General features: G+C 41.6%; 32 protein-coding genes, 1 tRNA gene, 1 pseudogene and 1 riboswitch. Of the genes and pseudogenes, 19 read left to right on the plus strand and 15 right to left on the minus strand.

From position 1 onward, the window contains the following. Positions 1-213: 213 nt before the first annotated feature. The 4 genes from NYE22_RS15720 (at position 214) to NYE22_RS15735 (ending at position 2,809) form a co-directional block, all read left to right on the plus strand. Positions 214-435: a spore coat protein gene (locus NYE22_RS15720; protein ID WP_172884202.1), complete on the plus strand. Its 222-nt coding sequence runs from the start codon at positions 214-216 to the stop codon at positions 433-435. A gap of 111 nt (positions 436-546) precedes the next feature. Further along, positions 547-1,548 (plus strand): heme o synthase, encoded by a 1,002-nt coding sequence (cyoE, locus tag NYE22_RS15725; RefSeq protein ID WP_170948340.1) that lies wholly within the window; start codon positions 547-549, stop codon positions 1,546-1,548. Between the two features lie 605 nt (positions 1,549-2,153). Then, a complete protein-coding gene (locus NYE22_RS15730) occupies positions 2,154-2,483 on the plus strand; it encodes a YjdJ family protein (RefSeq protein ID WP_070548830.1) in 330 nt (109 codons plus the stop codon). A 131-nt stretch (positions 2,484-2,614) separates the two neighbouring features. Continuing rightward, positions 2,615-2,809, plus strand: coding sequence for a DUF4177 domain-containing protein (locus NYE22_RS15735; protein WP_003232825.1), 195 nt, complete (start codon positions 2,615-2,617; stop codon positions 2,807-2,809). Between the two features lie 41 nt (positions 2,810-2,850). Here the strand turns inward: NYE22_RS15735 and ybaK are convergent, their stop codons facing one another. Beyond that, on the minus strand, positions 2,851-3,318 hold the full coding sequence (gene ybaK, locus NYE22_RS15740; RefSeq protein ID WP_342411961.1) for a Cys-tRNA(Pro) deacylase: 468 nt from the start codon (positions 3,316-3,318) through the stop codon (positions 2,851-2,853). Between the two features lie 241 nt (positions 3,319-3,559). On the opposite strand from ybaK, the gene NYE22_RS15745 reads away from it, so the two are divergent. Further along, the gene (locus NYE22_RS15745) at positions 3,560-3,955 is read left to right on the plus strand and encodes a hypothetical protein (RefSeq protein WP_009967031.1); all 396 of its coding nucleotides are present in this window, start codon (positions 3,560-3,562) and stop codon (positions 3,953-3,955) included. Positions 3,956-4,173: 218 nt separating this feature from the next. After that, positions 4,174-4,680, plus strand: coding sequence for a GNAT family N-acetyltransferase (locus tag NYE22_RS15750; protein WP_342411962.1), 507 nt, complete (start codon positions 4,174-4,176; stop codon positions 4,678-4,680). A 45-nt stretch (positions 4,681-4,725) separates the two neighbouring features. On the opposite strand, the gene NYE22_RS15755 is transcribed toward NYE22_RS15750, so the two are convergent. From NYE22_RS15755 to NYE22_RS15780, 6 genes are all read right to left on the minus strand, one after another. Continuing rightward, a complete protein-coding gene (locus tag NYE22_RS15755) occupies positions 4,726-5,208 on the minus strand; it encodes a YjdF family protein (protein ID WP_124048317.1) in 483 nt (160 codons plus the stop codon). Between the two features lie 168 nt (positions 5,209-5,376). Continuing rightward, on the minus strand, positions 5,377-6,324 hold the full coding sequence (gene manA, locus NYE22_RS15760; RefSeq protein WP_124048316.1) for a mannose-6-phosphate isomerase, class I: 948 nt from the start codon (positions 6,322-6,324) through the stop codon (positions 5,377-5,379). Between the two features lie 14 nt (positions 6,325-6,338). Continuing rightward, complete coding sequence (gene manP / locus NYE22_RS15765) at positions 6,339-8,291, minus strand: PTS mannose transporter subunit IIABC (RefSeq protein WP_342411963.1); 1,953 nt, start codon at positions 8,289-8,291, stop codon at positions 6,339-6,341. Between the two features lie 147 nt (positions 8,292-8,438). Continuing rightward, positions 8,439-10,385 carry a mannose transport/utilization transcriptional regulator ManR gene (gene manR / locus NYE22_RS15770; protein WP_153256686.1) on the minus strand — a complete coding sequence of 649 codons (1,947 nt, stop codon included), beginning with the start codon at positions 10,383-10,385 and terminating at the stop codon, positions 8,439-8,441. Between the two features lie 307 nt (positions 10,386-10,692). Continuing rightward, the gene (locus tag NYE22_RS15775; protein ID WP_041345315.1) at positions 10,693-11,010 is read right to left on the minus strand and encodes a hypothetical protein; all 318 of its coding nucleotides are present in this window, start codon (positions 11,008-11,010) and stop codon (positions 10,693-10,695) included. A gap of 138 nt (positions 11,011-11,148) precedes the next feature. Beyond that, positions 11,149-11,466 (minus strand): putative quinol monooxygenase, encoded by a 318-nt coding sequence (locus NYE22_RS15780; protein ID WP_015252322.1) that lies wholly within the window; start codon positions 11,464-11,466, stop codon positions 11,149-11,151. Positions 11,467-11,713: 247 nt separating this feature from the next. Between NYE22_RS15780 and NYE22_RS15785 the strand changes: the two genes are divergently transcribed. Continuing rightward, the gene (locus NYE22_RS15785) at positions 11,714-11,932 is read left to right on the plus strand and encodes a hypothetical protein (RefSeq protein WP_342411964.1); all 219 of its coding nucleotides are present in this window, start codon (positions 11,714-11,716) and stop codon (positions 11,930-11,932) included. Positions 11,933-11,985: 53 nt separating this feature from the next. Here the strand turns inward: NYE22_RS15785 and NYE22_RS15790 are convergent, their stop codons facing one another. Continuing rightward, positions 11,986-12,366, minus strand: coding sequence for a hypothetical protein (locus NYE22_RS15790; RefSeq protein ID WP_029317635.1), 381 nt, complete (start codon positions 12,364-12,366; stop codon positions 11,986-11,988). Between the two features lie 197 nt (positions 12,367-12,563). On the opposite strand from NYE22_RS15790, the gene NYE22_RS15795 reads away from it, so the two are divergent. The 6 genes and pseudogenes from NYE22_RS15795 to NYE22_RS15820 all read left to right on the plus strand — a co-directional run bounded on the left by NYE22_RS15795 (position 12,564) and on the right by NYE22_RS15820 (position 16,310). Then, positions 12,564-12,761 (plus strand): hypothetical protein, encoded by a 198-nt coding sequence (locus NYE22_RS15795; protein WP_128740255.1) that lies wholly within the window; start codon positions 12,564-12,566, stop codon positions 12,759-12,761. A 21-nt stretch (positions 12,762-12,782) separates the two neighbouring features. Next, on the plus strand, positions 12,783-13,223 hold the full coding sequence (locus NYE22_RS15800) for a hypothetical protein (RefSeq protein WP_128740254.1): 441 nt from the start codon (positions 12,783-12,785) through the stop codon (positions 13,221-13,223). 278 nt (positions 13,224-13,501) lie between these two features. After that, positions 13,502-15,364 (plus strand): T7SS effector LXG polymorphic toxin, encoded by a 1,863-nt coding sequence (locus NYE22_RS15805; protein ID WP_161985926.1) that lies wholly within the window; start codon positions 13,502-13,504, stop codon positions 15,362-15,364. A gap of 16 nt (positions 15,365-15,380) precedes the next feature. Next, entirely contained in the window at positions 15,381-15,671 is a 291-nt protein-coding gene (locus tag NYE22_RS15810; RefSeq protein WP_101502002.1) for a contact-dependent growth inhibition system immunity protein, read from the plus strand. 111 nt (positions 15,672-15,782) lie between these two features. Next, positions 15,783-15,954 (plus strand): annotated as a pseudogene (locus NYE22_RS15815) (hypothetical protein); the annotation flags it as partial. 53 nt (positions 15,955-16,007) lie between these two features. Continuing rightward, positions 16,008-16,310: a contact-dependent growth inhibition system immunity protein gene (locus tag NYE22_RS15820; RefSeq protein ID WP_153255914.1), complete on the plus strand. Its 303-nt coding sequence runs from the start codon at positions 16,008-16,010 to the stop codon at positions 16,308-16,310. A 143-nt stretch (positions 16,311-16,453) separates the two neighbouring features. Here NYE22_RS15820 and NYE22_RS15825 read toward each other — a convergent pair. After that, a tRNA-Val gene (locus NYE22_RS15825) sits at positions 16,454-16,526 on the minus strand. A gap of 172 nt (positions 16,527-16,698) precedes the next feature. Here NYE22_RS15825 and NYE22_RS15830 point away from each other — a divergent pair. Together NYE22_RS15830 and NYE22_RS15835 are read left to right on the plus strand one after the other, a co-directional pair. Then, entirely contained in the window at positions 16,699-17,889 is a 1,191-nt protein-coding gene (locus tag NYE22_RS15830) for a DUF819 domain-containing protein (protein WP_009967022.1), read from the plus strand. Between the two features lie 69 nt (positions 17,890-17,958). Beyond that, a complete protein-coding gene (locus NYE22_RS15835) occupies positions 17,959-18,504 on the plus strand; it encodes a GNAT family protein (protein ID WP_342411965.1) in 546 nt (181 codons plus the stop codon). Between the two features lie 32 nt (positions 18,505-18,536). On the opposite strand, the gene metC is transcribed toward NYE22_RS15835, so the two are convergent. Both metC and metI read right to left on the minus strand, forming a co-directional pair. Then, complete coding sequence (gene metC, locus NYE22_RS15840) at positions 18,537-19,709, minus strand: cystathionine beta-lyase (RefSeq protein ID WP_014479474.1); 1,173 nt, start codon at positions 19,707-19,709, stop codon at positions 18,537-18,539. Further along, positions 19,702-20,823 carry a cystathionine gamma-synthase/O-acetylhomoserine thiolyase gene (metI, locus tag NYE22_RS15845; protein WP_003232857.1) on the minus strand — a complete coding sequence of 374 codons (1,122 nt, stop codon included), beginning with the start codon at positions 20,821-20,823 and terminating at the stop codon, positions 19,702-19,704. Before metI ends, metC begins: the two co-directional genes overlap by 8 nt. Before the next feature lie 67 nt (positions 20,824-20,890). Then, positions 20,891-21,011, minus strand: a riboswitch (SAM riboswitch). Between the two features lie 167 nt (positions 21,012-21,178). Here metI and NYE22_RS15850 point away from each other — a divergent pair. Genes NYE22_RS15850 through NYE22_RS15860 form a run of 3 tightly spaced genes read left to right on the plus strand, consistent with a single transcriptional unit; the run spans position 21,179 to position 22,879 of the window. Further along, positions 21,179-21,901 (plus strand): esterase family protein, encoded by a 723-nt coding sequence (locus NYE22_RS15850; protein ID WP_003245358.1) that lies wholly within the window; start codon positions 21,179-21,181, stop codon positions 21,899-21,901. A 36-nt stretch (positions 21,902-21,937) separates the two neighbouring features. Continuing rightward, entirely contained in the window at positions 21,938-22,453 is a 516-nt protein-coding gene (locus tag NYE22_RS15855; RefSeq protein ID WP_003232861.1) for a YjcG family protein, read from the plus strand. Positions 22,454-22,456: 3 nt separating this feature from the next. Further along, positions 22,457-22,879 (plus strand): GNAT family N-acetyltransferase, encoded by a 423-nt coding sequence (locus NYE22_RS15860; protein WP_003245407.1) that lies wholly within the window; start codon positions 22,457-22,459, stop codon positions 22,877-22,879. A gap of 72 nt (positions 22,880-22,951) precedes the next feature. Here NYE22_RS15860 and NYE22_RS15865 read toward each other — a convergent pair whose 3' ends face one another. Then, entirely contained in the window at positions 22,952-23,206 is a 255-nt protein-coding gene (locus NYE22_RS15865) for a hypothetical protein (RefSeq protein WP_003232866.1), read from the minus strand. A 116-nt stretch (positions 23,207-23,322) separates the two neighbouring features. On the opposite strand from NYE22_RS15865, the gene NYE22_RS15870 reads away from it, so the two are divergent. Continuing rightward, the gene (locus NYE22_RS15870) at positions 23,323-25,602 is read left to right on the plus strand and encodes an ATP-dependent helicase (RefSeq protein WP_021479533.1); all 2,280 of its coding nucleotides are present in this window, start codon (positions 23,323-23,325) and stop codon (positions 25,600-25,602) included. Between the two features lie 73 nt (positions 25,603-25,675). Here the strand turns inward: NYE22_RS15870 and spoVIF are convergent, their stop codons facing one another. The 3 genes from spoVIF to NYE22_RS15885 all read right to left on the minus strand — a co-directional run bounded on the left by spoVIF (position 25,676) and on the right by NYE22_RS15885 (position 26,500). Further along, positions 25,676-25,930 (minus strand): sporulation-specific transcription regulator SopVIF, encoded by a 255-nt coding sequence (spoVIF, locus tag NYE22_RS15875; protein WP_003232870.1) that lies wholly within the window; start codon positions 25,928-25,930, stop codon positions 25,676-25,678. 132 nt (positions 25,931-26,062) lie between these two features. Next, positions 26,063-26,212 (minus strand): sporulation protein YjcZ, encoded by a 150-nt coding sequence (gene yjcZ / locus NYE22_RS15880; RefSeq protein WP_003232872.1) that lies wholly within the window; start codon positions 26,210-26,212, stop codon positions 26,063-26,065. 81 nt (positions 26,213-26,293) lie between these two features. Then, positions 26,294-26,500 carry a hypothetical protein gene (locus tag NYE22_RS15885; RefSeq protein WP_014479470.1) on the minus strand — a complete coding sequence of 69 codons (207 nt, stop codon included), beginning with the start codon at positions 26,498-26,500 and terminating at the stop codon, positions 26,294-26,296. Between the last annotated feature and the right edge of the window lie 263 nt (positions 26,501-26,763).

Raw genomic sequence — 26,763 nt, forward strand, 5'->3', positions numbered from 1 at the left:
TCAGTTGGAACTGTATCTATTTAGAAATGCTTTTGTAACATTGTAGTAACATTTATTTCACATTTGTAATACTATGAGATTTAGAAGTTCATGTCAATCCTTTTTAAGGAATTTCATCATAAAAAAAAACCGAGTTTCATGAATGTACATACACCCAACTTAAGCATCAAGAATATGGTAAAAGGAATAAAAAAAGCTAGGGAGGTTTTCCTCTTGGATTACCCTTTGAATGAACAGCCATTTGAACAAATTACCCCTTATGATGAAAGACAGCCTTATTATTATCCGCGTCCGAGACGGCCATTTTATCCGCCTTATTATTATCCGTTCTACCCGTTTTATCCGCGCCCGCCTTATTACTACCCGCGCCCGCGACCACCTTACTACCCTTGGTACGGTTACGGCGGCGGTTATGGCGGAGGTTACGGTTACTAGTCGCCGCATATCAAAATGGGGGCAGTCCAGCTCCCCATTTTTTTGTTTTAAAAATGACAATATCATGACAAATATAGGAAATAATTGTGATTCCGTATCCCTCTTGTTACGATAACAAAAGCATGCAGTTTTAGGGGGAGGCGTCTATTTTTGGAGAATACAAGAGATTCTGCAGCCATATCTGAAACAAAATACATAAAAGCTTCAAACCGGGTAACCATTTACGATTTTATCAAACTTGCAAAACCCGGCATTATCATATCAAACTCGATAGCAGCCTTCGGCGGGTTTTGGATCGCGTTTGCAAGCGCAGAAAAAACGTTAACCGGCATGGCTTTTTTGATGACAATGGTAACAGCAATGTTGGGAACCGCGTTTGTGATGGCTTCCGGCACTGTCTATAACAACTATTTTGATCGGCATATGGACGCAAAAATGGCACGCACTCGCAGCAGGGCCTCGGTCACAGGGAAAATGCCGCCAGCCATGATCTTAACATATGGCTCTGTGTTAGGAATCGCAGGTCTTGCCATGCTTTATTCCCTTAATCCATTAACGGCCTTTCTCGGACTGGCCGCCTTTATTTTTTATGCGATCATCTATACGGTATGGGTGAAACGAACGTCTGTGTGGAGCACATTTGCCGGGAGCTTTCCAGGAGCTGCGCCGCCATTGATGGGGTATTGTGCCGTAACCGGTGACTTCAGTATGACAGCAGTGCTGTTGTACACGATTATGTTTCTGTGGCAGCCGCCGCATTTTTGGGCGATTGGGATAAGACGCAAAGAGGAATATCGTGCCGCTGGCATTCCGCTCTTGCCAGTAGTCAAAGGAAATCATGTAACAAAAATAAAAATGATGCAATATATTGCCGTCCTGGTGCCGGTCACGCTATTATTTCCTTTCTCTCTCGGCACCGGCCATATGAGCCCATTTTATTTTTTAGCAGCCTTGGTTCTCGGAGGCATATGGATCAAAAAAAGCATCAAGGGATTCAAAATAGACGATGACGTGAAGTGGGCAAAGGATATGTTTGTCTACTCGCTTATTTATTTTTGCTTGCTGTTCTTCATCATGATGATCGATTCATTTATGATGTTTCTGATCAGATGATGCAAAAAGAGCCACACATTAATGTGACTCTTTTTTGTTTGGAAAAACAGCATCTAATAGAAATGTCATGGCAAAAAACACAACCATGCAAATCAAAAATCGTATAATCTCACTCAAAATCCAGCTATCAGCTATGCGCATACCATCGGTTTCTCGGAGGGTTGCGCATATTGAAAAAATCATGAGTATGTTTTTTAGGGTTTCTTTGTTCATAAAATACCATCGCTTTCTCGATAGGATGACTTAAAGGCAATGAGATAAGTCATCAAGATATAAAATATGTCGCATCGTTGCATGTTTTGATTGAAAGAAATCATTGTTTTTTTGCCAGCCAATTGTAAAGCTCAGGCAAACAGATGAAAACCGTTTCTGTGAAAAAGCAGATTAATCGAATGCTTCTATACTCTCTCCACAAATAAATACATTTGTTTCTCTAATCTATAAACCCGCACTCTTTTTCCATCATCAGGTATTATAAGCCAAAAACAAACAAAAAAATAGACTTGCGTTTGAGTTGTATGGAAGTGAAATTGCAAGAATAACCCATACGGTGGTAATATATTGTTTGATTTTCCCATATTCATAGATTTGGAGGTCATACAAAAGTGAAGGGAATATTTTTAGTTGTTCAGCTTGGATTTTCTATTATGGTATTTCTGTTTTTAGCTGCTGTTAATTGGTATCAAGGAAGCGAGCTTGTTTCAGATCGATTTGATTGGAACTATACTGCTAAACTCTCAAAACTGCTTAATGGAATTGATGCCGTCAGCAGCCCCAAACAAATTTCACAGCTTGATTTTTTCGTCTACTCCGCTAAACACTACCCTGTTATGAGTGCGTTAATGATCATCTCCTTCTTATATGTTCTGGCCGCTCTTTTTTTACTTATATACTCAGTCAAATGCAATAAGCAAGAGATTCATTTGGACTGCTGACCCGGTGAAATTCGTTTTTATAGCCCCTTGACTCTTCAAGATGTTCCTGTGTTTAGTGAGGCAGACCTTAACCTAGGTTTTTGGAACTTCTTGCTCAATTATGCGTATACCTTAATAGGAGGGATCAAACGATGAAAGAATATGAATTCGTAAGAGTTGAGCTGAGTACGATGAGAAGAAGGCCTAAAGAAGACTACCAGCAAATCATCCATGATTATGCGAAAAGAGGCTGGAGATTTGTTCAGATTTTCGCTCCCAGTATAGATGGGTATGGGGCAGCTGCTTATTTTGAAATCATATTTGAAAGGGATGCGGAAAAAGCTTAATCGATATGACTAAGCTTTTTTGTTTCCCCCTATATCTGCATCTATACAATTTCTGCAAATGCGGCATCACATGATCTTGCTAAATCCTGTGGCGCCAACTTTAGCTGCATACCGATTTTCCCTGCACTCACAATGATAAAATCAAGCGTTTCTGCAGATGAATCAATATAGGTCGGGAACAATTTTTTCATGCCAATTGGCGAGCAGCCGCCGCGAAGATAGCCAGTTACCGCTAATAGCTCCTTCATTGCAATCATTTCTATTTTCTTTTCCCCTGTCACCTTTGCTGCCTTTTTTACATCTAACTCTTCTGCAACGGGTACAACAAAGACATAATAATGATTTGTTCCTGCTGCTGCAACCAACGTTTTATATACATATTTCAAAGGATAACCGATTTTTTCCGCAACAGAGATGCCATCTACCGGCTGGCCGTCTGTTTTATACCCTAATACCTCATAAGAGATGTTCTGCTGTTCTATCAGACGAACCGCATTTGTTTTTGTCATTTTTTTTCGCCATTGTTTTCACCCACTATCAAAATGATGTATGTCTAACTTCTTGCAGTAATATGTAAATTCTATCATCCTAACCTGCATTTTCAAGGTTACTAGCATTGAATCAACGAAAGGACAAATTGATTTCCTTGGACGCCTATAGCCCATTATTAGACTACATGGAACAAAACAGGAATGAACAAATAACTCTCACATACAATTTGTATGAATGGAAAATAAAGGAGTGGTTGCTTTGTATCATTACTTTTATGGCCCTGCGTTAATTCCTTACTTTTCACATACTCATAACCCTCAAAGAAGTCCAGACTTTTCAGAAAGACAGCGAAGAAGAGAAATCACATTGACTGTAGATGGCTTTGTCCCCCCATCTTCCACCGAAGATCTTGGAGACGGCTTTTATTCTTACGCATGGACGAACCAACAGGTCATCAATCCAGGTGAATACTTAGTTTGTCATCTTGAAGGAAGAGATATCAACGTGATAAATGGTGGATTCACTCCGCGCGATACTGCTCCATTGTATGCTGTAGCAAGCTTTCCAAGACGAAGAAACCAATGGGTCATTATCATTCATAATCCTGTGCAAACCCAAAGAGCTATATCGCTTTATTTGATTGCGAAAAGGTAGCACAACATGTTATCAGAAACCCTGCATTCAGGAACAGAAAAACGGGTAGGGACACATTAACATCGGTATTTTCCTACCCGTTTTTGGTCTGGGCAAACTCTTACCTGTCACTCTTTCAATTCCCCTCAATTTCTTCATCTTTCTCTACTGCCAAGGTATCAGAGAAAATTGTTATATGTTATCATTATTCCCAGTAAAAAGAAAAGAGGATTAGATATATGGTTCTCCTTGAGACGAATCGATTACGATTAAAAACGATTGATATTCCCCTTCTTGACGCCGCGTCTAAACAAGATCATCAGGCTATCAAAGACTTAGGTTATGAAACAAATGGTGAATGGCCAAATTCTGATTTTTTTGAAGCGATACCTTATTTCCGCGAGATTTTAGTCAAAAACAATGGAACAAAAGGATTTGATTCATGGATTATTGTAAAGAAGGACAGTCATGAAATTGTTGGGGGAACTGGATTTTTAGGTGACCCAGACGAAAATGGCATGATTGAAATCGGTTTTGCAACAAATAAAAGTCATCGCCGCAAAGGTTATTGTGTGGAAGCCGCCCAAAAACTAATAAACTGGGCATTAAACCAAGAAACAGTAAACCGGATCACCGCAAGATGCGAACATGATAATCTAGGCTCACAAAAAACCTTGGAGAAGTTAGGGTTTATATTGAATCATAAATCAGCGGATTATATGCATTGGATATATGTTACAAAGTAGAGTTCTTAATTACAAAAGCAGGCACTGCGCCTGCTTTTGTTTGGATTATTTACCTCTGTGCTTCTTTTTCGCTTTTTGCTTTTTGAACATATACCTTTGCTCTTTTACATGTTCTCGTTGTTCTTTCATTATTTGTTTTTTCTTTTGCTTTCTTGCTTCAAGCTCTAGCTTTATCGCCTCTTGAGCTTTAGAAGCTACTCCGGCGTTTTTCAACTCTTTTGAAACCTGGCGCTGCAATCTTTTTGGATTGATCTTTTTTTGACGTCTGCCTTGTAAACTCACTCCTTCCTGCTCAGCTTGGGCCAACATATTCAGGAGTTGGTTATGAACAAACTCTAATACTTCAGAATCCCTCGGCTCTTTGCCAAAAAGATGACGAAAGGCTCTTAGCTTTCCATTGTCCACAACTTCAACAACGCCTACCCAAAACTGACCATCGTAGTAAATCGTTAATTTCATAACGATTCCCTCCTCATAAAAGATATTAAAGAATGATGGACATCCCGAGGAGGGGAAGGTTACTGACATTCTCAATCATGCATCCGGACTACCAACCGAATCGTGTTTTTTCATTCTTTACCATATACAGAAAAGAGTGTAACATTTCTTCTCCGACTATTAAACTCTTATCTTATTTAGATATTGCTGGAGAATAGGCGTCTTCACTCGCAAATTTATTTCTCAAGCCCTGCCATGTTACAGATGGGAGACGATACATTCTGCATATCCTTCGAGTTTAAATTCTCCAAGACCGTAAGGCAGCAACATATGATCTCCTTTTTTGAAAGGATAGACATACTCACCAGAGATCATACGGCCCTCCCCTTCAATCACACTGATAAGAAGGAATGGTTTTTGCTGCTTTAAGCTTGCTGATCCTGATAAGTTCCATTTCCCCACCGAAAAGTAAGCGCATTCAATCAATGTCGTTGTAAGCAAATCCTCAATTTGTTTATGGTGAACTGTATGCCGTTCTGGAATAGACGGGACCTCTATCACTTCGATGCTCTTTTTCAGATGAAGCTCGCGCAGCTTGCCTTCTGCATCTTTTCGGTCATAATCATATAATCTGTAGGTTGTGTCAGAGTTCTGCTGCGTCTCCAAAGCAAGAATTCCTTTTCCAATCGCATGAACAGTACCGCTTGGCACATAGAAAAAATCCCCCGGCTTTACCTTTACACGGCGCAAGAGCTCATCCCATTCTCCACGCTCGATCATGGTAGTTAGTTCTTCCTTTGTTTTTGCATTGTGGCCATAAATAATCTCGGCATCTTTTTGGCAATCAATAATGTACCAGCATTCTGTTTTTCCAAGCTCACCGTTTTCATGTATGTTGGCATATTCATCATTCGGATGCACCTGAACAGATAAGTCCTGGTCAGCATCTAATATTTTTGTAAGCAGAGGGAAACGGTCTCCTTCAAGCTGTCCGAATAAATGTCTGTGATGTTCCCATAATTCGCTGAGCGTGAACCCCTTATACATTCCGTTTTGGACAACGCTTTGACCATTTTGATGCGCGGCAAAAGCCCAGCACTCCCCTGTTCGTTGTGACGGAATGGTATAGCCAAAATCAGCTAAAGCGGTCCCGCCCCAAATTCTTTCTTTGAAAATAGGCTTGAAAAATAACGGTTCAATCGTCATGAAAATCCCCCGCTTTATTCGATTTCTTCTAGCAGCTTGTATGCTTCTTCTGTTGTTTGCACGGAGAGCAGCCGCTCCCTATAATTGTCATCCATTAGCTTTCGAGATAGCATCTGCAGTATTTTGAGATGCTGGTTTCCCCCGCTCTCTTTCGGTACAGCAATCATAAAGATTAATTTAGCTTCTGATCCATCCAGGCTATTCCAATTAACACCTGATCGTTTGATCCCAAAGGCAACACTCGGCTCCCTGACCGCCTCAGACTTTCCGTGCGGAATCGCGATATTCATGCCAATCGCCGTTGTTCCCTGTTGTTCACGATTCAAAATGGCTTGTTTAAACCCGCTCTCTGAAAGCAGCGCACCTCTTCGGGACAATTTCTGAATCAATTCATCTATGATGTCATCCCTCGTTTCCCCCGATAAATTTGGTTCAATTAATTCCGGGCTGATAATGTCTGTCAGTTTTTTAAATTCCGACATCTCAGCTTTTTGGCTTTGAATTGGCTGCTTTATTTCATTTGCTGCCGCAGCTTCACTTGGCGCGGAGGGCGGTGCAGTTTCACTGAGCACAGGAGACGCCGTAATATCCTTTTTTAGTACATTGACGAACAGAGCAGTGACAAGAGATCCTGCAATCACAGCAATAAAAAACATCAGGACATGATCAACTGCGCCAAGCACTGCAACGATAGGTCCGCCGTGCGCCACTCTGTCTCCCACATTGCCAATCATGGCAATCACAGAACCTGTCATTGAGCCTGCCATAATACTTGGAATAACGCGCAGAGGGTCCTGCGCCGCAAATGGAATCGCTCCTTCAGTAATGCCGAAGAGTCCCATCGTAAATGCCGCTTTCCCCATTTCTCTTTGAGATGCCTCGAATTTTCTTTTTCCTAAAAACGTCGCAATGCCAAGGCCAATCGGGGGGATACAAATGGCGACAGCAATTGGTCCCATAATTTCATAATTTCCTTCTCCAATCATTGCCGATCCAAACAGAAACGCCACCTTATTTACGGGGCCGCCCATATCAAATGAGATCATCGCCCCTAAAATCAATGCCAGAAGGATCGAGCTCGACCCTTTCATCCCCGCCAGCCAAACTGTTAAAGAGGCGAAAATTTGAGCTACAGGCGCGCCGATCAAAAACACAAACGCTAAACCTACAATCAGTGATGCAAATACCGGAATAATAATAATCGGCATAATCGGCTGGATTGCTTTTGGAACTTTTAATTTTTTGATCCAAAGTGCCGCGTATCCAGCCAAAAACCCGGCAATAATCCCCCCGAGGAATCCGGCGCCGCTTGCGCTGTCATAAAAACTTCCAGTCGCCGCAATATAACCGCCGATCATCCCTGGCACAAGTCCCGGTTTATCAGCGATGCTATAGGCGATATAGCCGGCTAAAATCGGAATCATAAATGAAAATGAAGCACTGCCGATCTGTTCAATCGTTTTCCAGAAGGAATCATCCGGAATAACTAAGCCGTTAGGTGTTTTCTCCCCTCCTAGAGTTAATGCAACCGCTATCAATAATCCGCCGACAACAATGAAAGGAACCATAAATGAAACGCCGTTCATTAAATGACGGTAAATTGGATTTTGTTTCTTCTCCTGATGATTACCGGATTCCGATTTTAAAGCGGAACGATAGACCGGTATATCCCCGTTAAGAGCTTTTTGAATCAATTCTTCCGGTTTGCGGATGCCGTCCTGTACCCCCACAGACAGCAGTTTTTTGCCTATAAACCGGTCTTTGTTTACCGAGCGGTCTGCAGCAATAATGATTGCGTCCGCTTCGTGAATTTCCTCTTCGGTTAGCTTATTTTCAACACCAATCCCTCCCTGGGTCTCAACTTTGATGCTAACGCCCAGTCTGTCAGCAGCTTTTTGCAGATTTTCCGCTGCCATATACGTATGGGCGATTCCATTCGGACAAGATGTAATCGCTAACAGTTTCATAGGAAACCTCCTTTAAAGTGTGAATAATAAGATCTTGTCTCAACTGTATACTGAAATCAGCTCATTAAAATCGCTTTTTTTACCATAGGTTCCGGTAATAAAGGCATTTTTCCCTATAACAAAAAAAAGCAAGGAATAATCCCTGCTTTAATAATCCAAATGAGATAAAAATGTCATGACATTGGCTTCTTTCGTCAGCTTCTGGACGAAGGCCGGCTGCTCGCTAAGATATGAAAGCTCGCTAAACAGCTGCTTTGTCATGGTTTGATCCTCGTGTTTGACAGCCAGCATAAAAACGAGCGAAACTTTTTCATTTCCCCATTCAAGCGGCTCCTTTAATGTGGCAATCGCGATTGCTGATTGTTTAATAAATTTAGCGTTTGCATGAGGAATGGCAATGCCTGACCCAATATTTGTCGCCGACATTTTTTCCCTCATCACCGCATGAACCGCATAGTCCTTATCAACATAGCCTTTCTCAAACAAAGCTGTCGCCAGCTGTTCGATTAACTTGTAGCGATGCTCCGCCTCCTGCTGCAAAAAAACCAAAAAAGGAGTCGTATTGTTCAGCATCTGAAACGTTTTTTGTTTTTGGCGGTGTGATTCGCCCAACTGACGTATAAACGCACTTAATTTCTTCTCTTCGCCAGGCTCTAAAAGCGGAGATACAACAATATGGGGAACCGTAATATTCTCCAGCGCAATGGTGGATATGACAAGATCAATATCCTCATGCTTTTTGATATAATCCTTTAAATCGGCCTTTGCAATACAAGCCATTACAGCGATTTGGTGATATTTCCGTTCAATTTTTGTCCGCAGCAATTGTGACATCCCAATCCCCATGTGGCAGACGATAATCGCCTTTTTATGTGTCTCGCTGCTGCACTGCATCCGTTCGATCGCTGCCTGAAAATGCAATGTCAAATATGCTGCCTCTTCCTCAGGAATTTGAAGATCAAAAGTTTGATTGATCTCTTCCAAAACATCAATGATGAGGTGGAACAAATAAGGGTACATCTTTTTGATGTCATTGAGCATAGGATTTGCTACAGAAAGGTCGTAGCTCAGCCGTTGTAGCACAGTATTGAGATGAATGTTCAAACCATTGATCAAATCCTGATCCTTATGAAAATCCATCATTTTCAGCTCTGAAACACGATTGATTAAATGCCCTACAACCTTAGGAAGCACAGCATTTTCAAGGTTCTCTTCTGTCTGCAATGGATAGCGAACTTTACCGCCCAATATATGTAATGTTAAGTACACGGCTTCTTCTTCTGGGAAGCGGATTGCAAAAACCGGTTCAAGCCGCTGTAAACAAGCAAATGTCCATTTATATTCTTTCTTCTTTTTTACTGCCGCCATTTCTTTTGGGGACAATGAAATCGGCTGCTTCATTTTGATGCGGCGGACCATTAACAATGTATGCAGCAGCAAACTTTCAAACGTTTCGTCTGTGAAATAGAGGGAATGCTTTTTTTGTAGTGATTTGATTTCTTTCGTCACAAAGTCTACTTCATAATGTAAAAACTTACTTTTAATAAATTGGCTGGTAAACGCTGTATTGTGGATCAAATCAGATATTCTTGCCAATGCCTTTCTTTTATTTCTTTCGTTCCCTTCAACCTTTAATCCAAGCCGCTGCCTAGAAACCAGCGTGAGATCAAAACGCTTCAGCCACTCTTCTACTGCGTATAAATCCTTTTTTATGGAAGATCGATTGACAAAATGCCGAGCAGCAATGTCTTTTGCGGAAACAGGCTTCGGATTCATTAATAAGTCATAAGCAATGTGCAGCATTCTTTCTTCATCGCTCCGCTGCCTAGAAGAAAAATGTTCAGTGTGTAATTGTTGGCTTAGCCAGGTCCTTTCTTGTTCTTCTATATGTAAATAAACGCCCAACCCTGGTTTTCGAATAAGCTGTGCATGAGAATGCTCATTGAGATAATCCTCGATCACTTTCAAATCATTCCGGATTGTTTTTTCAGAACACTGTACCCTATCTGCGAAATCTTGCACAACTAAATAGTCATCAGGTTCAGATAACAACAGATACAAAATCTCTTTTTGTCTTGTATTTATGTATTCCATCTGTTTTTCTATCCTTCCTGTCAGTATCTACTTGAGCAAATTGATAGTATAAGTATACTATATAAGAAACCGTTTACATTATAAAATAAAATCATAGAGACAAAAGTTTCGTTTTTTACCGAAGCTTCCGGAAAAATGCGATTTTATGATTTTGAGTTAACTGCTAGAAACGACCTGATTCTGTGATAGCTTCTTGTTTTCGTTTTATGTCAGCTTAGTATACGAAATAAAAAACGGACACCAACCAAAGCACAGCGTTCTCTGTCCAGTGATCAGTATCCGCAGACCTTTCATCTCGGGCATTTTTTTACGGCCCGGTTCCACAGTCTACTTTGTATTTACCGTTTGATGCTTTTTTTGAATAGCATAAGTGAGGCGTTTGTCCCGTTTCACCTTTCCAATCAAGCCAATTCACATCATAAAGATTCCCAGATTCATTGTCACCTTCTTTTTGGAGAACTGCAAAGTAGCTCTGATAGGGATATCCTCTTTTATAAATTTCGTGTCTGATTGCTCCTTTTTCAGAAGCAGCTGTAAAAACAACAGGAGATAGAACTGGTAGTGCTATCAATATAACTATAAGTGCTGCTAAAAGGGAAAGTATAATTTGGGTTTTCTTTTTCATTTTTTTCTCCAAGCTTTTAAACTTATTATTAATAAATGTATTTAATTCTCCGCATGATATTGTTGTCGGAGTTGGACAACAATCCGCCAACAACTTTCCGCTTCTTAGTTTTTGAATGTCTCTTTTGAAGACGCCTTTTTAATCATTCACATTGCTTTTCATTAACCATTCTACTTCCGTTAATTCTTGTTTTTGAACGTCTATTGTGTGTTTTTTCGTGAAATGGGTTTTCACAGCTTCTTCGTTTTCCCAAATCTCCCAAAGCATTATTTTACGTTCTGATGGCTCAAGCGGATAAGCATGGAATGTAATACAACCCTCTTCTTTGTTCGTTTCTTCCTCAAGTTTTTTGAATTCCTTCATTATCTCATTAAGGTCTTTATCACTGATGATTTTTAAACATGCCGTTATGTAATGCATCGAAATTCCCCCTCCTATCATTTTATGGCTTTTCATTATAACATTTTCTTGAAAAAGATAGATGCCATTTATAAATCATTAGACGACTTCGAGTGCCTTTTAGATCAGCTTTCTTAAATTCTAAAGCAAGCTAAAGAGTTCATATCAGACGATACAGTCCTTATTTATGTTTATTCTGACCTTTTTTCAGTCTAAATAGATGGACTTTTCAAAAAATAATTCTTTTAGAGGGTGTCCTTAGTGGTATAATATTAAATATATGTAAATAAAAGGAGGTATTTGATTGTCTGTTTCGGATTTAATCCCATATCATTACGTAACTACAGACATTAATCATTGGTATGTTGTCATAAAACAGGGTCGAGTTGAGAAAGCAAAAGAAATGAAACAAAAAGTTGAAAAAGAATTCGATATGATGGAGAAAAATGAAAAAGTAGCAGTCTATCTCCAGCTATTAAAGCTGCGGCACGAAATAATGCTTTCGTATCTCGAATTTGATTAAATTTGTATAAAGCCCGTCTAAAAAACGACGGGCTTTTAATTAATTCTTGTTGGTTATACTGTTTTACAGTTGTTGGTTTTGGGCTGTAATAAGATGGTCAGGGCTATACCTGATGCCAGAGTTAAAAAATAGCCACATAGCATAAAATAGGGGGCGATTTCGTTTTTGAGAAAATAAAGCCCAAAGAGAATAACGGCTGTACCGATAGTGAAATAAATCGGCTTTTTACTTTTCAAAGTCAAACGGCTTGATTGAGTAAACTTTTTGTAGATTAAAGGCAAGCCGGTATAAACCCCTATGAAAAATGTAAATAAGATAGACCAAAGGAAACCGATTGGCGAGAAATAGCTCTCGGAAAATATTCCGTCGAAAGCCCAATTGCTCAACACAACGAAGCCAAATAGATAAACAAATGCCAATATGATCTTGACCATGATATCCCTCCCCTACAATCCAATATACACGTGATATAAGGTTGTTTAAATGGGTAAAACCATTCATTTACTTTTCAATCTTCCCGCTCCTTCAAAGCCTAATACTTTAATCAATAGCATCATTTGTTACTTTCGTCTCTTTTACCAATATTATACATTAAGATAAGATGGGGACGATAACATTAAGGAGGGATAAAATGAAAAAGTTACTTGTGGGTGTGGTTTTTGCCCTAGCTTTGAGTTTTTCATCTCTGTTTAGTCTTCAAAGTGCAAATGCTGCCGAAAAAGTGGACAAGAATTCTGATCTGATTATTGATAAGGCGACCTTTCACGAGGTAACAAAACAAAAAAACTTGAGAACCCTTTCATCTGAGAAAATCCCCACTGTTAAATAAGTGAATAAGGCTTTAAACAGTATGCATGTCAGCAAAGATCATCCATATCAAGAAATTGATCTCGGTAATGGTTTCACTGTGGAAACGGGCGTAAGTACAGATATGGGAATGGAAAAGATAAAAACACAGGCCACCCAAAATAAAACTGCAAGTGGCTATTACGCTGTAAAGTTTACAGGGATAAAATTATATGATATTCGAGTAAGTGACAACTATTCATACGAATATGGAAAGAAAATAACAAAGTGGGAAAGCCCGCCAAGTGCATCCGCTTCAGGTTTTGCTGGCTGGAATGGTAAAATCACCTCCAAGAAAATTGCAAACATTGATAAAACGCCTAAGGATGCAATCGCCAATTCTGATTACACGTTTGTAAAGTATGGAGGTAACCGCCACGGCCATATGGAATTACGATTCACTGCAACCGGAAACTGGTACACACATCACGTTTCTATTAAATAAGAGAAAAAGCCCTCCCAATCGGGAAGGGCTTTTTTATTTAAGAAGGGATTCGAGCTTCGCTTTAGTTTTCGGGCCATAAATGCCATTAGGATTTATTTAAACCATTCATCAGCTGGAATCGTCTTACTGCGTCATCAGTTTCCAAACAAATAATCCGAATAGGTAAATTGACACAGATCAAATTATTCATTTCACACTTTTGAATCACATCGCTGTCTATTTCTTCATTTTCCCATGGTAAAATCTTTTTGGAGCTATTCAAACGAAAGGATATGAACATGAAAGTATTTGAAGCCAAATCACTGCTTTCTGAAGCAGATAAACGCGCAAAAGAATACAATGAATTAAGAAGTCAGATGGTCAATCTAAAAAAGGCTTTTAAAGCTGTAGCTGATTTAGATGACAGTGAGTTTTCCGGCAAAGGCGCTGACAACATTAAAGCATTTTATCAAGATCATGTGGGTGTGGCTGACAATTGGATTGACTTACTTGATATGAAAATTGCTTTCTTGACAAGCATTTCAGGCACTCTAGAGGACGCCAGCTTATCTGATGCTTATATAGAAGAATCCTTCTTAGAACACGAGCTGGCTAACGCCTACACAAAATCAAAATCTATTATGTCTGAACAAAAGAAAGCCATGAAAGATATCTTACATAATATCGACGATATCCTTCCGCTTAATCTGTTTTCAACTGAGGACTTTAAAGACGAACTCGCCGATGCGGAGGACAAACGCAAAAAAACAGTCGATAAACTAGGCAGCGTGGACGAAGCACTTGTTACTGAATATGCCCAATCAGAGCCAAACGAGCAATTCATCAAGAAGGACTTCCAAAAGCTTGAGGAATCCACAGGCAAAGGCAAGAATGCTACACCAATCCATTATAATGCCAAGGCTTATCGAGAAAGTGATATACATAAGAGAAAAGGCGATATCGAGAAACAGACTGAAGCTTATTTGAAGATCAAGAAAGATAAAGCGAAAGAACGAGAAATCAAAGAGCTAAAGAAGAAGCTAGCTGACGGAGTAACAGATCCGGATGAATACTTAGAAATTGCCAAGAAGGTCGGCTATGAGAACCTTACCCCTGAACAGCTTGAATTTGTTTCATTTCTTGAACAGCGTAAAGCTTTCATGGATAACGGAAAAGAAGTGTTGCAAATCATAGTTGATGGCGCCAAGGGTGCGATTGTTGGTTTATACGATCTTGCCAAGGATACCGGTGAAGGAGCCATTCAATTCGGATGGAATATCGGTTGGACAATTGACAACTTAAACAAGGATCCTCAAAAAGTGCTGGATACAGTTCTGGAATACGACTATCAAGCTGCCTTTCAAAGTATGGTCGACACATTGAAGGATAATTGGGATACAAAAATGATTCACGGGGATGCATACACACGGCTGCACTATGTTACTTATTTGGGCGGAAGTCTTCTGTTATTGAAAGCTGGAAAGTCCTCTGTCTCAACAGGCTCGAAAGATCTTGCTAAAGTTGGGAAAGCAGCTGGTGGCACAATTAAGAAAGGTGGAAAGTCTGTAAAACAGTTTGTCAATTCTCCTGTAAATCGATATACTCCTGCATTAGAAGGAATCCTTCAAGATGCTGAGAAAACCATTAACGTGAAAAATACTCCGCTGCTAAAAAGTATTGCGGAAGATAAAAAAGAGAGTGTTCTCAGAAGATCTGAAAGTTCTAACAACATGGGTACAGGTAATGTCAAACAAGGTGATAGCACCCCTCTCGCACCTGGCGGGGGATTAGCTGCTCATGAAGCAAAAGGCGGGCATCTTATAGAAAGACATGTGGGGAAGACCGACGAAGAATTAATAGAAAGACTGAGAACCGATCCTAACCCACATATTACAGCTTCATCTACTTTTAAAGATAGGGCTACTGCTGAGAGAATTGCTAATTCAGTTTTAAACGATCCAAAAAATATAAAGAAAATCGAAAATTGGATTGATGATCCTAAAAAACCTAAATTAATGTTAAGATACAAGGGCGATGGAGAAATAATCGGCAGAAGTGTATCAAGAAATTCAGAACTAGTAGAAAACGTTACAAACGCAAAAATTATACTCAAAAAAGATAACAACGGTAACTTTATTCTTACAGGATATCCAACCAAATAGAAAGAGAGGAAGTATCATGGATGAAGGTTATGATTTCTTAGACGAATTAGAAAATTTTTTAGGTGCAACATTTCATCAAGATATCCGATCCCCTGAACACGCATTAGACGAATTTATTGAGGAAATTAGTAAAGAAGGTTTGCTATTTACAGTTAAGTTTTGCGAAGAGTTTCTAAATAGTGATCTAACTAAAGAAGAAAAGGAAGACATTATAAAGTCTAATGCAGAGATATATTTCCCGACAATTGGATTACCACCTATAGAATGGTTGAAAAGTGTAATAGAACAACTAAAAGAAGCTATTTAAAAGAAACACTGAAAGGCCCCCATTTTAAGAGGGCTTTTTATATTACTTCAATTTCGCTTTTGTAGCTGGTTCATAATATCCATCGATACCTGAAGAAAATACAATTAGCTATTAGAAAATTGTAATAAAGAAGATTTATATTGGATCAGTGAAGTATTTGAAGATTTAGCTAAAAGTTTACAAAGTAAAGAACTTATTAATTGTTTAAGAAAAATTAGATGAAAAATACCCTGACTTAGAAATGACAAATGATATTGATATAACAGAAAGTTATATAGAATAAGATACGCACCATTTCTCAGATTTGAAGTTAACTTTTCTTGGTGGTGATAAGTAATGATTGAAATCGAAATATCTGAACCTGTATTTCAATTTCTAGGAGGTATATTTCATCAAGATATAGAAGCTCCAGAGTCAGCACTGGACGAATACTTAGAAGAGATTCCAAAAAAAGAGCAAGAAACTGATATAGCTGCATTGAAAGATTTTTTTAACAGCGATTATTCGGATGAAGAAAAGAATGATTTTATCGATGAAGCTGCTGACGGAGTGGACGTTCTTAGTTACGGCGTATCTCCAATCATATGGCTCGAACAAGTTATTCAAAAAATCGAAAAGAATATTGAAACTTTAACCTAGCATAGAAACAGAGCTGATTTTGAATTCACTTCAAAATCAGCTTAAAAAACTTCCGTCCCCAATTCGTCCCCAACTCGATGAATGATGACAAAATCAATAAATAAGCAAAGTAAAAAACCCTTGCTGCGCAAGGGTTTAAGCTATGATTCCGACTGGGCTCGAACCAGCGACCTCTACCCTGTCAAGGTAGCGCTCTCCCAGCTGAGCTACGGAATCATGATATGTATGTGTTGCTGGGTATGTTGTTGTCTTTCTGACAAGTTCTATTATATAACCTTCCCTTCTATTCGTCAACTGCTTTTTTAGAAAAACTTTTTTCGGACTTGCTGTTCTGTTCATCGGCTATTATAATATGTCTTAATTTTCTAACAATAGAGGTGATGGGGTTTTGCATTCTTTGATTTCTTCCGATGATGTATGGGTATTATGGGGGTTTATTGCGGTGTGGGCGGCAGTGAGTATCGGGCTGGAGCAGCGCTTTAAGTGGGCGTCCGCTGTGTCGGGCGCTATTATCGCCCTTGCAGGTGCTATGGTGTTTACAAATGTAGGAGTGCTTCCTGTTGAGTCGCCTGTGTATGACACTGTGTGGTCTTATGTGGTACCACTGGCGATACCACTTTTATTGTTTCAGATCAATGTTCGGCAAATTTTTAAGGAAAGCAGGCGTTTGCTGTTTATTTTTCTGATTAGCTCCGTTGGAACAGTGCTTGGCAGTATCCTGGCTTTTTTTCTACTCAAACAGCATATTCCTTATTTAGATAAAATCGGTGGGATGATCAGCGCCTCTTATATCGGCGGCGGGGTCAACTTTGCGGCGATGGCGGCAAAATTTGAGACGCCTGGTGAATATGTGTCGGCTACCGTTGTGGCTGATAATTTTATGATGGCGCTTTTGTTTTTTATTTTAATCAGCATTCCTGCACTCAAATGGTTTCAGCGGCATTATGCCATGCCGTTTGAAGAGAAGGTAAAAGCCGATGGAAACAGCGGAAACAGTGCTGAAAGCTATTGGAAACGGAAGGATATTTCCTTAAAGGATATCGCTTTTAATGCCGGTGCCGCTTTCGCGCTTGTTGCGGTTAGTATGAAGGTTTCCGGTTATTTTAAAAGCATTTTTTCTCATCCCCTGCTGACCGGTACGCTTGGCGATCAGTACCTGGTGCTTACGTCTTTAACTGTTCTTATCATTTTTCTTTTCCCGCGTTTTTTTGAAAGGCTCAATGGATCTCAGGAACTTGGAACCTTTTTGATTTATTTGTTTTTTGTGGTGATCGGCATTCCTGCAGATCTCCGTTTAATCGTCACGAATGCCCCCCTTATTCTATTATTCGTGTTTATCATTGCGATCAGCAATTTAGCGGTTTCCTTAGCTGCCGGAAAATTGTTCCGCGTGCGGCTTGAAGAAATTCTGCTCGCCGTCAACGCTACTGTCGGGGGACCGACGACTGCGGCTGCGATGGCAATTGCCAAGGGATGGCGGGAGCTTGTCGCCCCGATCATGCTTGTCGGTACGCTCGGCTACTTAATCGGCAACTATGTTGGCACTTTTATGGGAAATTGGTTTTCTTCCTTCTTATAAAAAGGATATTTGCATTTCCCTGAGAATAATGTAAGAGGAATGCTGACACGAGAACGGAGAGATCACTGTATGTTAAAAGGAAAAACCATTTATGTTAGACCTTTAGAAGTAACGGATGCCGAAGAAAACCTGCGGCTGCAAAGTGAAAATCGAGATTTTTTCGAACAGTTTTCTATGATACGCACAGACGATTACTATACGGTTGAGGGGCAAAGAAAACGGATAACCGAGTATCAGGAAAGACTTGAGAAAGATGAAGAATATCATTTTGGCATCTTTACAGCGCCAGACGATAGATTAATCGGGACGGTTTCGCTCTTTCAAATCATCCGTGGCGCGCTGCAAACTGCGTTCATCGGGTATTTTTTAGACAAAGCCCATAATGGAAAGGGCATTATGACAGAGGCAGTCAGATTGGTTGTTGATTATGCGTTCCACGAATTGAAACTGCATCGGATTGAAGCCGGTGTGATGCCCCGTAATCTCGGGTCCATGCGTGTTTTAGAAAAAGCGGGATTTCATAAAGAAGGCATCGCCCGAAAAAATGTAAAAATTAATGGCGTTTGGGAGGATCATCAAGTCCTCGCGATTCTGAATCCTGATGACGAACAATAATAAAAGAAGCCGGGCCATCCCCGGCTTCTTTTTTAACGAACCGCAACTGGAGCAATTTCTTTCAGCGCTTGTTCGAAATCGTGTTCTAAATCGTCTGCATGTTCGACGCCGACACTCAGACGGAGCAGGCCATCAGTGATACCGCGTTTTTCACGCTCTTCCTTAGGCATTGCCGCATGAGACATCGTTGCCGGATAGGACAAAATCGATTCCACGGCGCCAAGGCTGACAGCGAAGACTGGGAGTGACACATTCTCGACTAACTTCTTAACGGCCTCTTTGCTTTCAAGCTCAAAAGATAGCACGGCGCCCGCTCCCGTTGACTGGCTTTTATGGGTTTCAGCGCCGGGATGATCAGCCAGTCCCGGATAATACACGCGCTTCACCGCCGGATGCTTCTGGAAAAATTCCGCAAGCCGCTGGGCTGTTTGACTCGCCTTCTCTAAACGGACCTGCAATGTTTTTAATCCGCGCAGGACAAGCCAGCAATCCTGTACGCCAAGGACGGCGCCGAACGCGTTTTGCAGCTTATACAGCTGCTTCCCAAGCTCTTCATCTTTGACAGCAGCCAAACCTGAGAGCACATCGCTGTGTCCGCTTAAGAATTTTGTCGCGCTGTGAAGTACAATATCCACGCCGAGGTCAAGCGGACGCTGCAGTGCCGGTGTCATGAATGTATTGTCCAGAAAGGTCAGACAGCCGTTTTCTTTTGCAAGCTGAACAATCGCTTTAATATCCGTAATCCCAAGTGTCGGATTTGATGGCGTCTCCATATAAATGACCTTTGTATTCGGCTTGATGCTCCGCGCCACTTCATTACGATCCGTCATGTCGACAAACGTATGCTCAATGCCAAACCGGGTCAGCACCTCTGTCACCATACGGAAGGTTCCGCCGTATACATCTTCTGTCACAAGAACGTGATCACCCTGTGACAGCAGTAAAAATGCTGTTGAGATGGCAGCCATGCCTGAACTGAAAGCAAATCCTCTTGTTCCGCCTTCCAGTGCGGCAATTGTTTCTTCGAGAGCTGTTCTTGTCGGCGTGCCAGAGCGGCTGTAATCATATGCCCCGAACTCTTCAAATGAAGATTGGTGAAAAGTCGAGGCGTGCTGAATCGGTACACTGACCGCCCCGGTTCCGCCGTCTGTTTTAAATGGATTGTGCACGAGCTGGGTTTCCAGCGTCCAATTGTGTTTACTCAAAAGAAACAGCTCCCTCTTTGACCTGACATAATGCCTGTTTTAGATCCTCTTTTAAATCTTCCGCATGTTCAATACCGACAGAAAAGCGCAGCAACCGATTGCACACCCCGTTTGCGATGCGGATCTCTTCAGGAATATCCATGTGCGTCTGGGTCGCAGGGTATGTAATAAAGCTTTCCACCCCGCCGAGGCTTTCTGCAAAACAAATGGTCTTCAGTGCTTTTAAAAACGGATTGACCCATTCTTCTTTTTGCAGACGGAAGGACAGCATGCCGCCTTTTCCGGGATACAGCACATCCGAAATTTCTTCCTGCTCTTCTAAAAACGCCGCAAGCTCCTGCGCGTTTGCCTGATGCTGACGCATTCTGAGGCTCAGCGTCTTCATTCCTCTCATCAGAAGCCACGAATCAAATGGCGGCAGGACTGCGCCGATTGCATTTTGATGCTGAAACATTTCCTCTCCGAGCCGCTCATCCTTCACCACGACAAGTCCAGCAAGCAGATCGTTATGCCCGCCTAAATACTTGGTTGCGCTGTGAATGACAATGTCAGCTCCCAGCTCAAGCGGCCGCTGCAAGACCGGTGTATAAAATGTATTATCTACAATCAGCAGAAGACCGTGCTCCTTTGTAATCCGGGCAATATGTTCAATGTCCGCCTCCTGCATGAGGGGGTTTGTCGGCGTTTCCACAAACACCGCTTTTGTATTCGGCGTAATCTTAGAGCGTAAACAGTCCTCATCGCTGAAATCATCATAATGAAAAGTCAATCCGTATTTTTTCCATTCATTTTCAAATAAACGGTACGTGCCGCCATATAGGTCCGATGAAACGATCAGTTCATCTCCGCTTTTAAACAGCGCCATAATCGTTTGGATAGCAGCCATTCCCGAACTAAAGGCAAGCCCTCTCGCGCCGTTTTCTAAGTTAGCGATCGCGTCCTCAACAAGCTGGCGTGTCGGATTTTTTGTGCGGACATAATCAAATCCGGTAGATTCTCCGATCCCTCTGTGGCGGTATGCTGTTGATAAATAGATAGGAGCACTCACTGTTCCCGTGACTTCATCGCTACGGTTCCCAATTTGGGCTAATTTCGTTTCAACGTGCTGTGACATATAGCTGACACCTTCCCTTTTCAAAATAAAAACCCCTTCTTCATAAGAAGAAGGGGTTTAACGCTTCTTCTTATCTTCCAAGCATAAAAAACGCTTGCTGGATTTAGCACCTTGGCGCTTTGCACATGCAAAACAAGCCGGTTGCTGAGGTTTCTAAGGGCCAGTCCCTCCACCTCTCACGATAAGAAATATCGATTTCAATTTTCTGATTGTTTTATATTAGCGCAATTCACAGTTTATTTCAACACTTTTTTCTTCGTGTGCCGAACCGTTTAAAGAGAGAAATTTCTAATAATTCATGGTACAATAATTGAAAATGCAAGAAAGTATAGTGATGTCCTGGAGGAATGTTTTTATGGCACCGAAAAACGGCACAGTGCAAGAAAAGAAATTCTTTTCAAAAGAGCTTAACGAGGAAATGACCTTGCTTGTTTATCTGCCGTCCAACTACTCCCCGCTTTATAAATACCATGTTATTATCGCGCAGGACGGCCACGATTATTTCAGGCTGGGGAGGATCGGCAGACAGGTTGAGGAATTGCTGTCGAAACGCGAAATAGACCGGAGCATTATTATCGGTGTTCCTTATAAGGATGTAAAAGAGCGCAGAAACACCTATCATCCGGAGGGTTCAAAATTTTCGGCTTATAAACGGTTCATCGCCCATGAGCTCGTTCCTTTTGCAGATGATGAGTATCCAACCTATCAGATCGGTTACGGCCGAACGCTGATCGGTGATTCGCTCGGAGCAACCGTGTCACTTATGACAGCGCTTGATTATCCGAATATGTTTGGCAACATCATCATGCAGTCTCCCTATGTTGACAAACACGTACTAGAAGCCGTAAAACAGTCAGACGATATCAAACACCTCTCTATTTATCACCAAATCGGAACAAAAGAAACTGACGTCCACACGACAGACGGGAACATTCTGGACTTTACAGAACCGAACCGGGAGCTGAAACAGCTGCTGGAGAAAAAGCTTTCCGATTATGATTTCGAGCCATTTGACGGAGACCACAAATGGACATACTGGCAGCCGCTCATCACCCCGGCGCTGAAAAAAATGCTTTAACACTCTATCATACTTTATTTCCAGGAGGGACATAATATGAAATACGGAATCGTTTTATTTCCATCAAAAAAGCTCCAAGACCTTGCAAACTCTTACAGAAAGCGCTATGACCCAAGCTACTCTCTAATCCCGCCTCATTTGACGCTGAGAGCATCCTTTGAATGCGCGGAGGAGAAAGCGGATCAGCTCGTATCACATTTAAGAAACATCGCAAAAGAGTCCCACCCACTCGTTCTCAAAATGACAAAATACAGCTCATTTGCGCCTGTCAATAATGTCATTTACATCAAAGCAGAACCGACGGAAGAGTTAAAAACACTCAATGAAAAGCTATACACCGGTGTGTTGGCAGGAGAACAGGAATATAATTTCGTTCCGCATGTGACGGTCGGCCAAAATCTTTCCGACGATGAGCATTCAGATGTGCTGGGACAATTAAAAATGCAGGAAGTGTCGCATGAAGAAATCGTTGACCGTTTCCACTTGCTTTACCAGTTGGAAAACGGATCGTGGACAGTATATGAAACCTTCTTGCTAGGCAGAGGAGAATAATGTTTGAAAGCAGTTATCGCAAAAAATGAAGAACAACTGAAAGATGCATTCTATGTAAGAGAAGAAGTCTTTGTCAAAGAACAAAACGTGCCTGCTGAAGAAGAAATTGACGAACTTGAAAATGAGTCAGAGCATATCGTCGTGTATGACGGTGAAAAGCCAGTCGGTGCCGGAAGATGGCGCATGAAGGACGGCTACGGCAAGTTAGAGCGGATTTGCGTACTGAAAAGCCACCGCTCAGCCGGTGTCGGCGGCATCATTATGAAAGCGCTCGAAAAAGCCGCGGCAGACGGAGGCGCTTCCGGTTTCATTTTAAACGCGCAAACACAGGCTGTGCCGTTTTACAAGAAACACGGGTATCGCGTGCTTTCTGAAAAAGAATTCCTCGATGCCGGCATTCCGCACTTACAAATGATGAAGGACTGAACGCATCCGGATCTTTTGAGATCCGGATTTTTACTGCATATAAAAAAACCGTTCTCTGGTATGAACGGTTTTTTATACATATCGATTAATATATGTGCCCATTCCTTTTTCTCGCAATCTCTTATAAAGAGAGCGCTTACGTTTCATCTCGTTTACTTTTCTTTCAGCTGCCGTTTGATTCTCCTGCTGCTTTTCCAGTTCTTTGTATACCCGCTGAAACGGGACATAGCTGATTTTTTCGGTTCCGGCATAATCCTGCTTATGTCCAATCGTTCTATTAGCATATTGAGCGTATTGCTGGTTCTGAATTTGACCTGCATATATCATACAATACCCACCCCTCTGCTGTCTCTTTTCCCTTAAACTTACTTTTTGAAACACATTTCTTTTGATATGATAGTCATTGTCTGTAATGAACACCTTTTGATTGGGAGGACCCCTTTTTGAAATGCGCCCGACTGAATGATAGAATCATACATTTACATACATATTCGAGAGAACATTATCAATTCCTCTTTGAAGAGGGAATAAAAGGACATTTATTTTGTTCTCATTGCGGAAAGCCCGTTTTGTTACGGCTTAACATCGCCGATCCGCCAGAGTTTATCCATCGCCAGCCAGGCGATTTTCCGGCATGTGAGGAGGCGTGCGAACCGAAGCCCTCTAAAGAGGGGAAAAAAGAAGATGATCAGGAATCTGGTGTCATTCGTTTACCCAAGGGAAAAGCGATCGCCGCTGACCCGTCCCCAGCTGTTACAGAATGGCACCGTCCTAGAAGCATTAAACCAGGAACACCATTTGTGCCAAAAACAATAGAACCCGATACGAGCCTTTTTCCGTCTGTCGGTTTAAACACGGATCAGCTGAAAGCTGTCACGGAAACAGAGGGCCCGCTGCTTGTGCTTGCAGGTGCGGGGAGCGGAAAAACACGGGTGCTGACAGCCCGTGCCGCCCACATGATCGAACACTTAGGCATACCGCCTGAAAATATGCTGCTTGTCACCTTTACAACAAAAGCTGTCGCTGAAATGAAAGAGCGTATGGCGAACCAGTACGGATTACAGCCGGCAAAAGTCAGAAGACTTGTGACAGGAACATTCCACAGTCTGTTTTATAAGATCTTGTATCACTCTAATTCTGCTAAATGGAACGGTGAGCATCTGCTGAAAATGGAGTGGCAGCGGGAACAATATATCAAAAAAGCACTCTATGAAGAAGGCATCGATGAGAAAGAATTCCCAGTTGACCAAGCTCTGCAGCAGATCGGTTTTTGGAAAAACACTTATGTCCCAAATGAACGCATCCCTCTAAAAGATGAGTGGGAAAAACAAGTTTATCGTTTATATGAACATTATGAACGCCAGAAAAAAGAACACAGCCAATTTGATTTTGATGACATGGCTTCAGCCTGCTATGAATTGTTTATCGAGCGGCCTGACCTTCTGGAACAATATCAATCTCGGTTTACGTATATCTTAATTGATGAGTTTCAGGACATTAATCCGGTTCAATACAAAATCATGCAAATGCTCGCCAGCCCGGAGCAAAACCTGTGCTGTGTCGGAGACGATGACCAGTCCATCTACGCGTTTCGCGGAAGCAACCCGTCTTTCATTCTTGATTTTCAAAAGGATTATCCGGGAGCGAAGACGATCTATTTAACTGCGAACTACAGGTCTACGCACCCGATCGTCTCTAGTGCTGATATCGTTGTGAAAAAGAACAAAAACAGATATGCCAAAACGCTTGAAGCGGCCCGCGATGACATTCAGGTCCCTGTGCTGTTTTATCCTTATGATGAAGAGGAAGAAGCCACAATGGTCGTTTCCGATATCAAAGAAAAAATTCAAAATGGAGCCAGTCCAGAAGACTTTGCGGTTCTTTACCGCACAAACAGCGGAGGCCGTGCTATATATGAAAGGCTTCATCAATCGTCAATTCCGTATACAGCTGACCGCGGCGTCCAATCGTTTTATAGCAGACGGATCGTCCGCCAGATTCTCGCCTACTTGTACGCCAGCCAAAATGAGGATGACACCGAGGCGATTAAACACTTGCTTCCCGCCTTGTTTTTAAAACAGTCCGCTTTGAATACGCTGAAGGCGCTCTCGATCACAGAGGACTGTACCATGATCAAAGCGCTGGCCAAATTGCCTGATCTGAAGCCATTCCAGCTGGACAAAATCAAGAAAATCGTACCGTTTTTTGCAAGCCTCCGCACGATGAAGCCCGTAGAAGCCATCACCTTTGCAGAAGGAAAAATGGGCTTCTCCGAGTATTTAAAAAAGCGGGGCAATGAGGGCAACAAGCTGGAAAAAGGTTCCGATGACCTGCGCGACATCAAGGTTGTCGCCAAGAAGTTCAAAACGATTCCTGACTTTCTTGCCCACGTAGACCATATGAGGGCCGCTGAGAAAAACAGAACGGATGAACATGGCGTTCAGCTGATGACCATTCACCGGTCAAAAGGCCTTGAATTCAAAACAGTCTACGTGTTAGGCACTGTAGACGGCTCGATTCCGCACGATTTCTCATTAGAAACGGCAAGAAAAGGAGACGAGGCCGCTCTTGAGGAGGAAAGACGCCTTTTATATGTAGCCATGACCCGGGCGAAACAGCATTTATATTTGTCTTGCCCCGCTAACAGGCGCGGCAAAACAGCCAACCGCTCAAGATTTTTGTATCCCCTTCTACAGAAAGCAAGACAGCCCTTGCATCATTAACAGCCCGGCAGATTACTGCCGGGTTTTTACTGTAAAAAAAGGCCCGCTGCAGTGAGTCAGCCAGGCCATCCACTTATTTATTATCCATCATTTTAGAAATCGTGCCAAAATCAAGCTTTTCTTTTCCGCTTGTAATAGATTCCACAATTTTATCTTCTAATTCTTTTGGCACGCGTCTGTTTGCCATCTGCGCTACGCGGTTAATCACACTGCGCACTGTATTTTCATCTTTAAAATTAGCGTTTTGGAGTGATCCGGCAAGATTCATTACATCCTGCATCTTCACACCTGTTTTCTTTTCGATGTTCTTAAAAAATTGATTATCCATAATGCGCCTCCTTTTGGCGGAGTAATACGGTATTGTATGAATGCACATAATACAATGTGCTTTTCCAACATTTTAAAAAATAAACACAAGGCAAGGAAGCACGGGTTATAACCCGTACTTCCTCAATACATCTTAAAAGAAAGATGCACCTACGATGATGAGGAGAATGAATAATACGACCAACAAAACAAATGTTGAACCATAGCCGCCGCCGTAACCGCCAGCATAACCGCCATAACAGCCGCCGCCGTAGCCGCCGCCGAATCCGTATCCAAAGCCCATAGATAAGCACCTCCTTTACTCTCTATACACTATGTGAGCTGCTGGGATCGGCTTGGATATTCGCATAGGGCGTTTGCGGATTTACGATTGATCATATTGAGCTTGATGTTTTTTAAGTAAGGCCTCTGTTTTTTCAGCCAGCTCTTCAATCTCATCTTCAAATTCCAGACCGGCTTTATCAAATGCATCCAAGTCTTTTCTGATACTGCCCATCGTGTCTTCATGCTTTTTTTGCTTTTGTTCGTGAGGTTCATATCTTCCTTCTATCCATTTTTCAAACTCATTCACTTTTATCCCCCCGCTTATGATATATGCTGAGCAAGGCCGCCCCGTTAAAAAAACAAAAAACCGGAGTTCTCCGGTTTCTTTGCCAGGCTATTGAGGCTTTTTCTTTTTATTTCCGCACCCGCAGCCTTTCTTTTTTATCTTTTTTGATTGATACGATGAATCTGTATATGGAGATTTTTGGGAAGGTTTATGATGCTGATTCATTTTTGTCCCCTTCCTTTCCTTATGTCATATATGCTACTTTATGCGTATTCTGACAGAAA

The organism is Bacillus sp. FSL K6-1560, from assembly GCF_038592935.1.
GTDB classification, from domain to species: Bacteria; Bacillota; Bacilli; order Bacillales; family Bacillaceae; genus Bacillus; species Bacillus subtilis.

Coding starts and splice junctions, on each gene's coding strand:
- NYE22_RS15735 (WP_003232825.1), top strand. CDS start 2,615: ATGAAAGAATATGAATTCGTAAGAGTTGAGCTGAGTACGATGAGAAGA.
- ybaK (WP_342411961.1), bottom strand. CDS start 3,318: ATGACAAAAACAAATGCGGTTCGTCTGATAGAACAGCAGAACATCTCT.
- NYE22_RS15750 (WP_342411962.1), top strand. CDS start 4,174: ATGGTTCTCCTTGAGACGAATCGATTACGATTAAAAACGATTGATATT.
- NYE22_RS15755 (WP_124048317.1), bottom strand. CDS start 5,208: ATGTCAGTAACCTTCCCCTCCTCGGGATGTCCATCATTCTTTAATATC.
- manA (WP_124048316.1), bottom strand. CDS start 6,324: ATGACGATTGAACCGTTATTTTTCAAGCCTATTTTCAAAGAAAGAATT.
- manP (WP_342411963.1), bottom strand. CDS start 8,291: ATGAAACTGTTAGCGATTACATCTTGTCCGAATGGAATCGCCCATACG.
- manR (WP_153256686.1), bottom strand. CDS start 10,385: ATGGAATACATAAATACAAGACAAAAAGAGATTTTGTATCTGTTGTTA.
- NYE22_RS15775 (WP_041345315.1), bottom strand. CDS start 11,010: ATGAAAAAGAAAACCCAAATTATACTTTCCCTTTTAGCAGCACTTATA.
- NYE22_RS15780 (WP_015252322.1), bottom strand. CDS start 11,466: ATGAAAAGCCATAAAATGATAGGAGGGGGAATTTCGATGCATTACATA.
- NYE22_RS15790 (WP_029317635.1), bottom strand. CDS start 12,366: ATGGTCAAGATCATATTGGCATTTGTTTATCTATTTGGCTTCGTTGTG.
- NYE22_RS15795 (WP_128740255.1), top strand. CDS start 12,564: ATGAAAAAGTTACTTGTGGGTGTGGTTTTTGCCCTAGCTTTGAGTTTT.
- NYE22_RS15800 (WP_128740254.1), top strand. CDS start 12,783: ATGCATGTCAGCAAAGATCATCCATATCAAGAAATTGATCTCGGTAAT.
- NYE22_RS15805 (WP_161985926.1), top strand. CDS start 13,502: ATGAAAGTATTTGAAGCCAAATCACTGCTTTCTGAAGCAGATAAACGC.
- NYE22_RS15810 (WP_101502002.1), top strand. CDS start 15,381: ATGGATGAAGGTTATGATTTCTTAGACGAATTAGAAAATTTTTTAGGT.
- NYE22_RS15820 (WP_153255914.1), top strand. CDS start 16,008: ATGATTGAAATCGAAATATCTGAACCTGTATTTCAATTTCTAGGAGGT.
- NYE22_RS15835 (WP_342411965.1), top strand. CDS start 17,959: ATGTTAAAAGGAAAAACCATTTATGTTAGACCTTTAGAAGTAACGGAT.
- metI (WP_003232857.1), bottom strand. CDS start 20,823: ATGTCACAGCACGTTGAAACGAAATTAGCCCAAATTGGGAACCGTAGC.
- NYE22_RS15850 (WP_003245358.1), top strand. CDS start 21,179: ATGGCACCGAAAAACGGCACAGTGCAAGAAAAGAAATTCTTTTCAAAA.
- NYE22_RS15855 (WP_003232861.1), top strand. CDS start 21,938: ATGAAATACGGAATCGTTTTATTTCCATCAAAAAAGCTCCAAGACCTT.
- NYE22_RS15865 (WP_003232866.1), bottom strand. CDS start 23,206: ATGATATATGCAGGTCAAATTCAGAACCAGCAATACGCTCAATATGCT.
- spoVIF (WP_003232870.1), bottom strand. CDS start 25,930: ATGGATAATCAATTTTTTAAGAACATCGAAAAGAAAACAGGTGTGAAG.
- yjcZ (WP_003232872.1), bottom strand. CDS start 26,212: ATGGGCTTTGGATACGGATTCGGCGGCGGCTACGGCGGCGGCTGTTAT.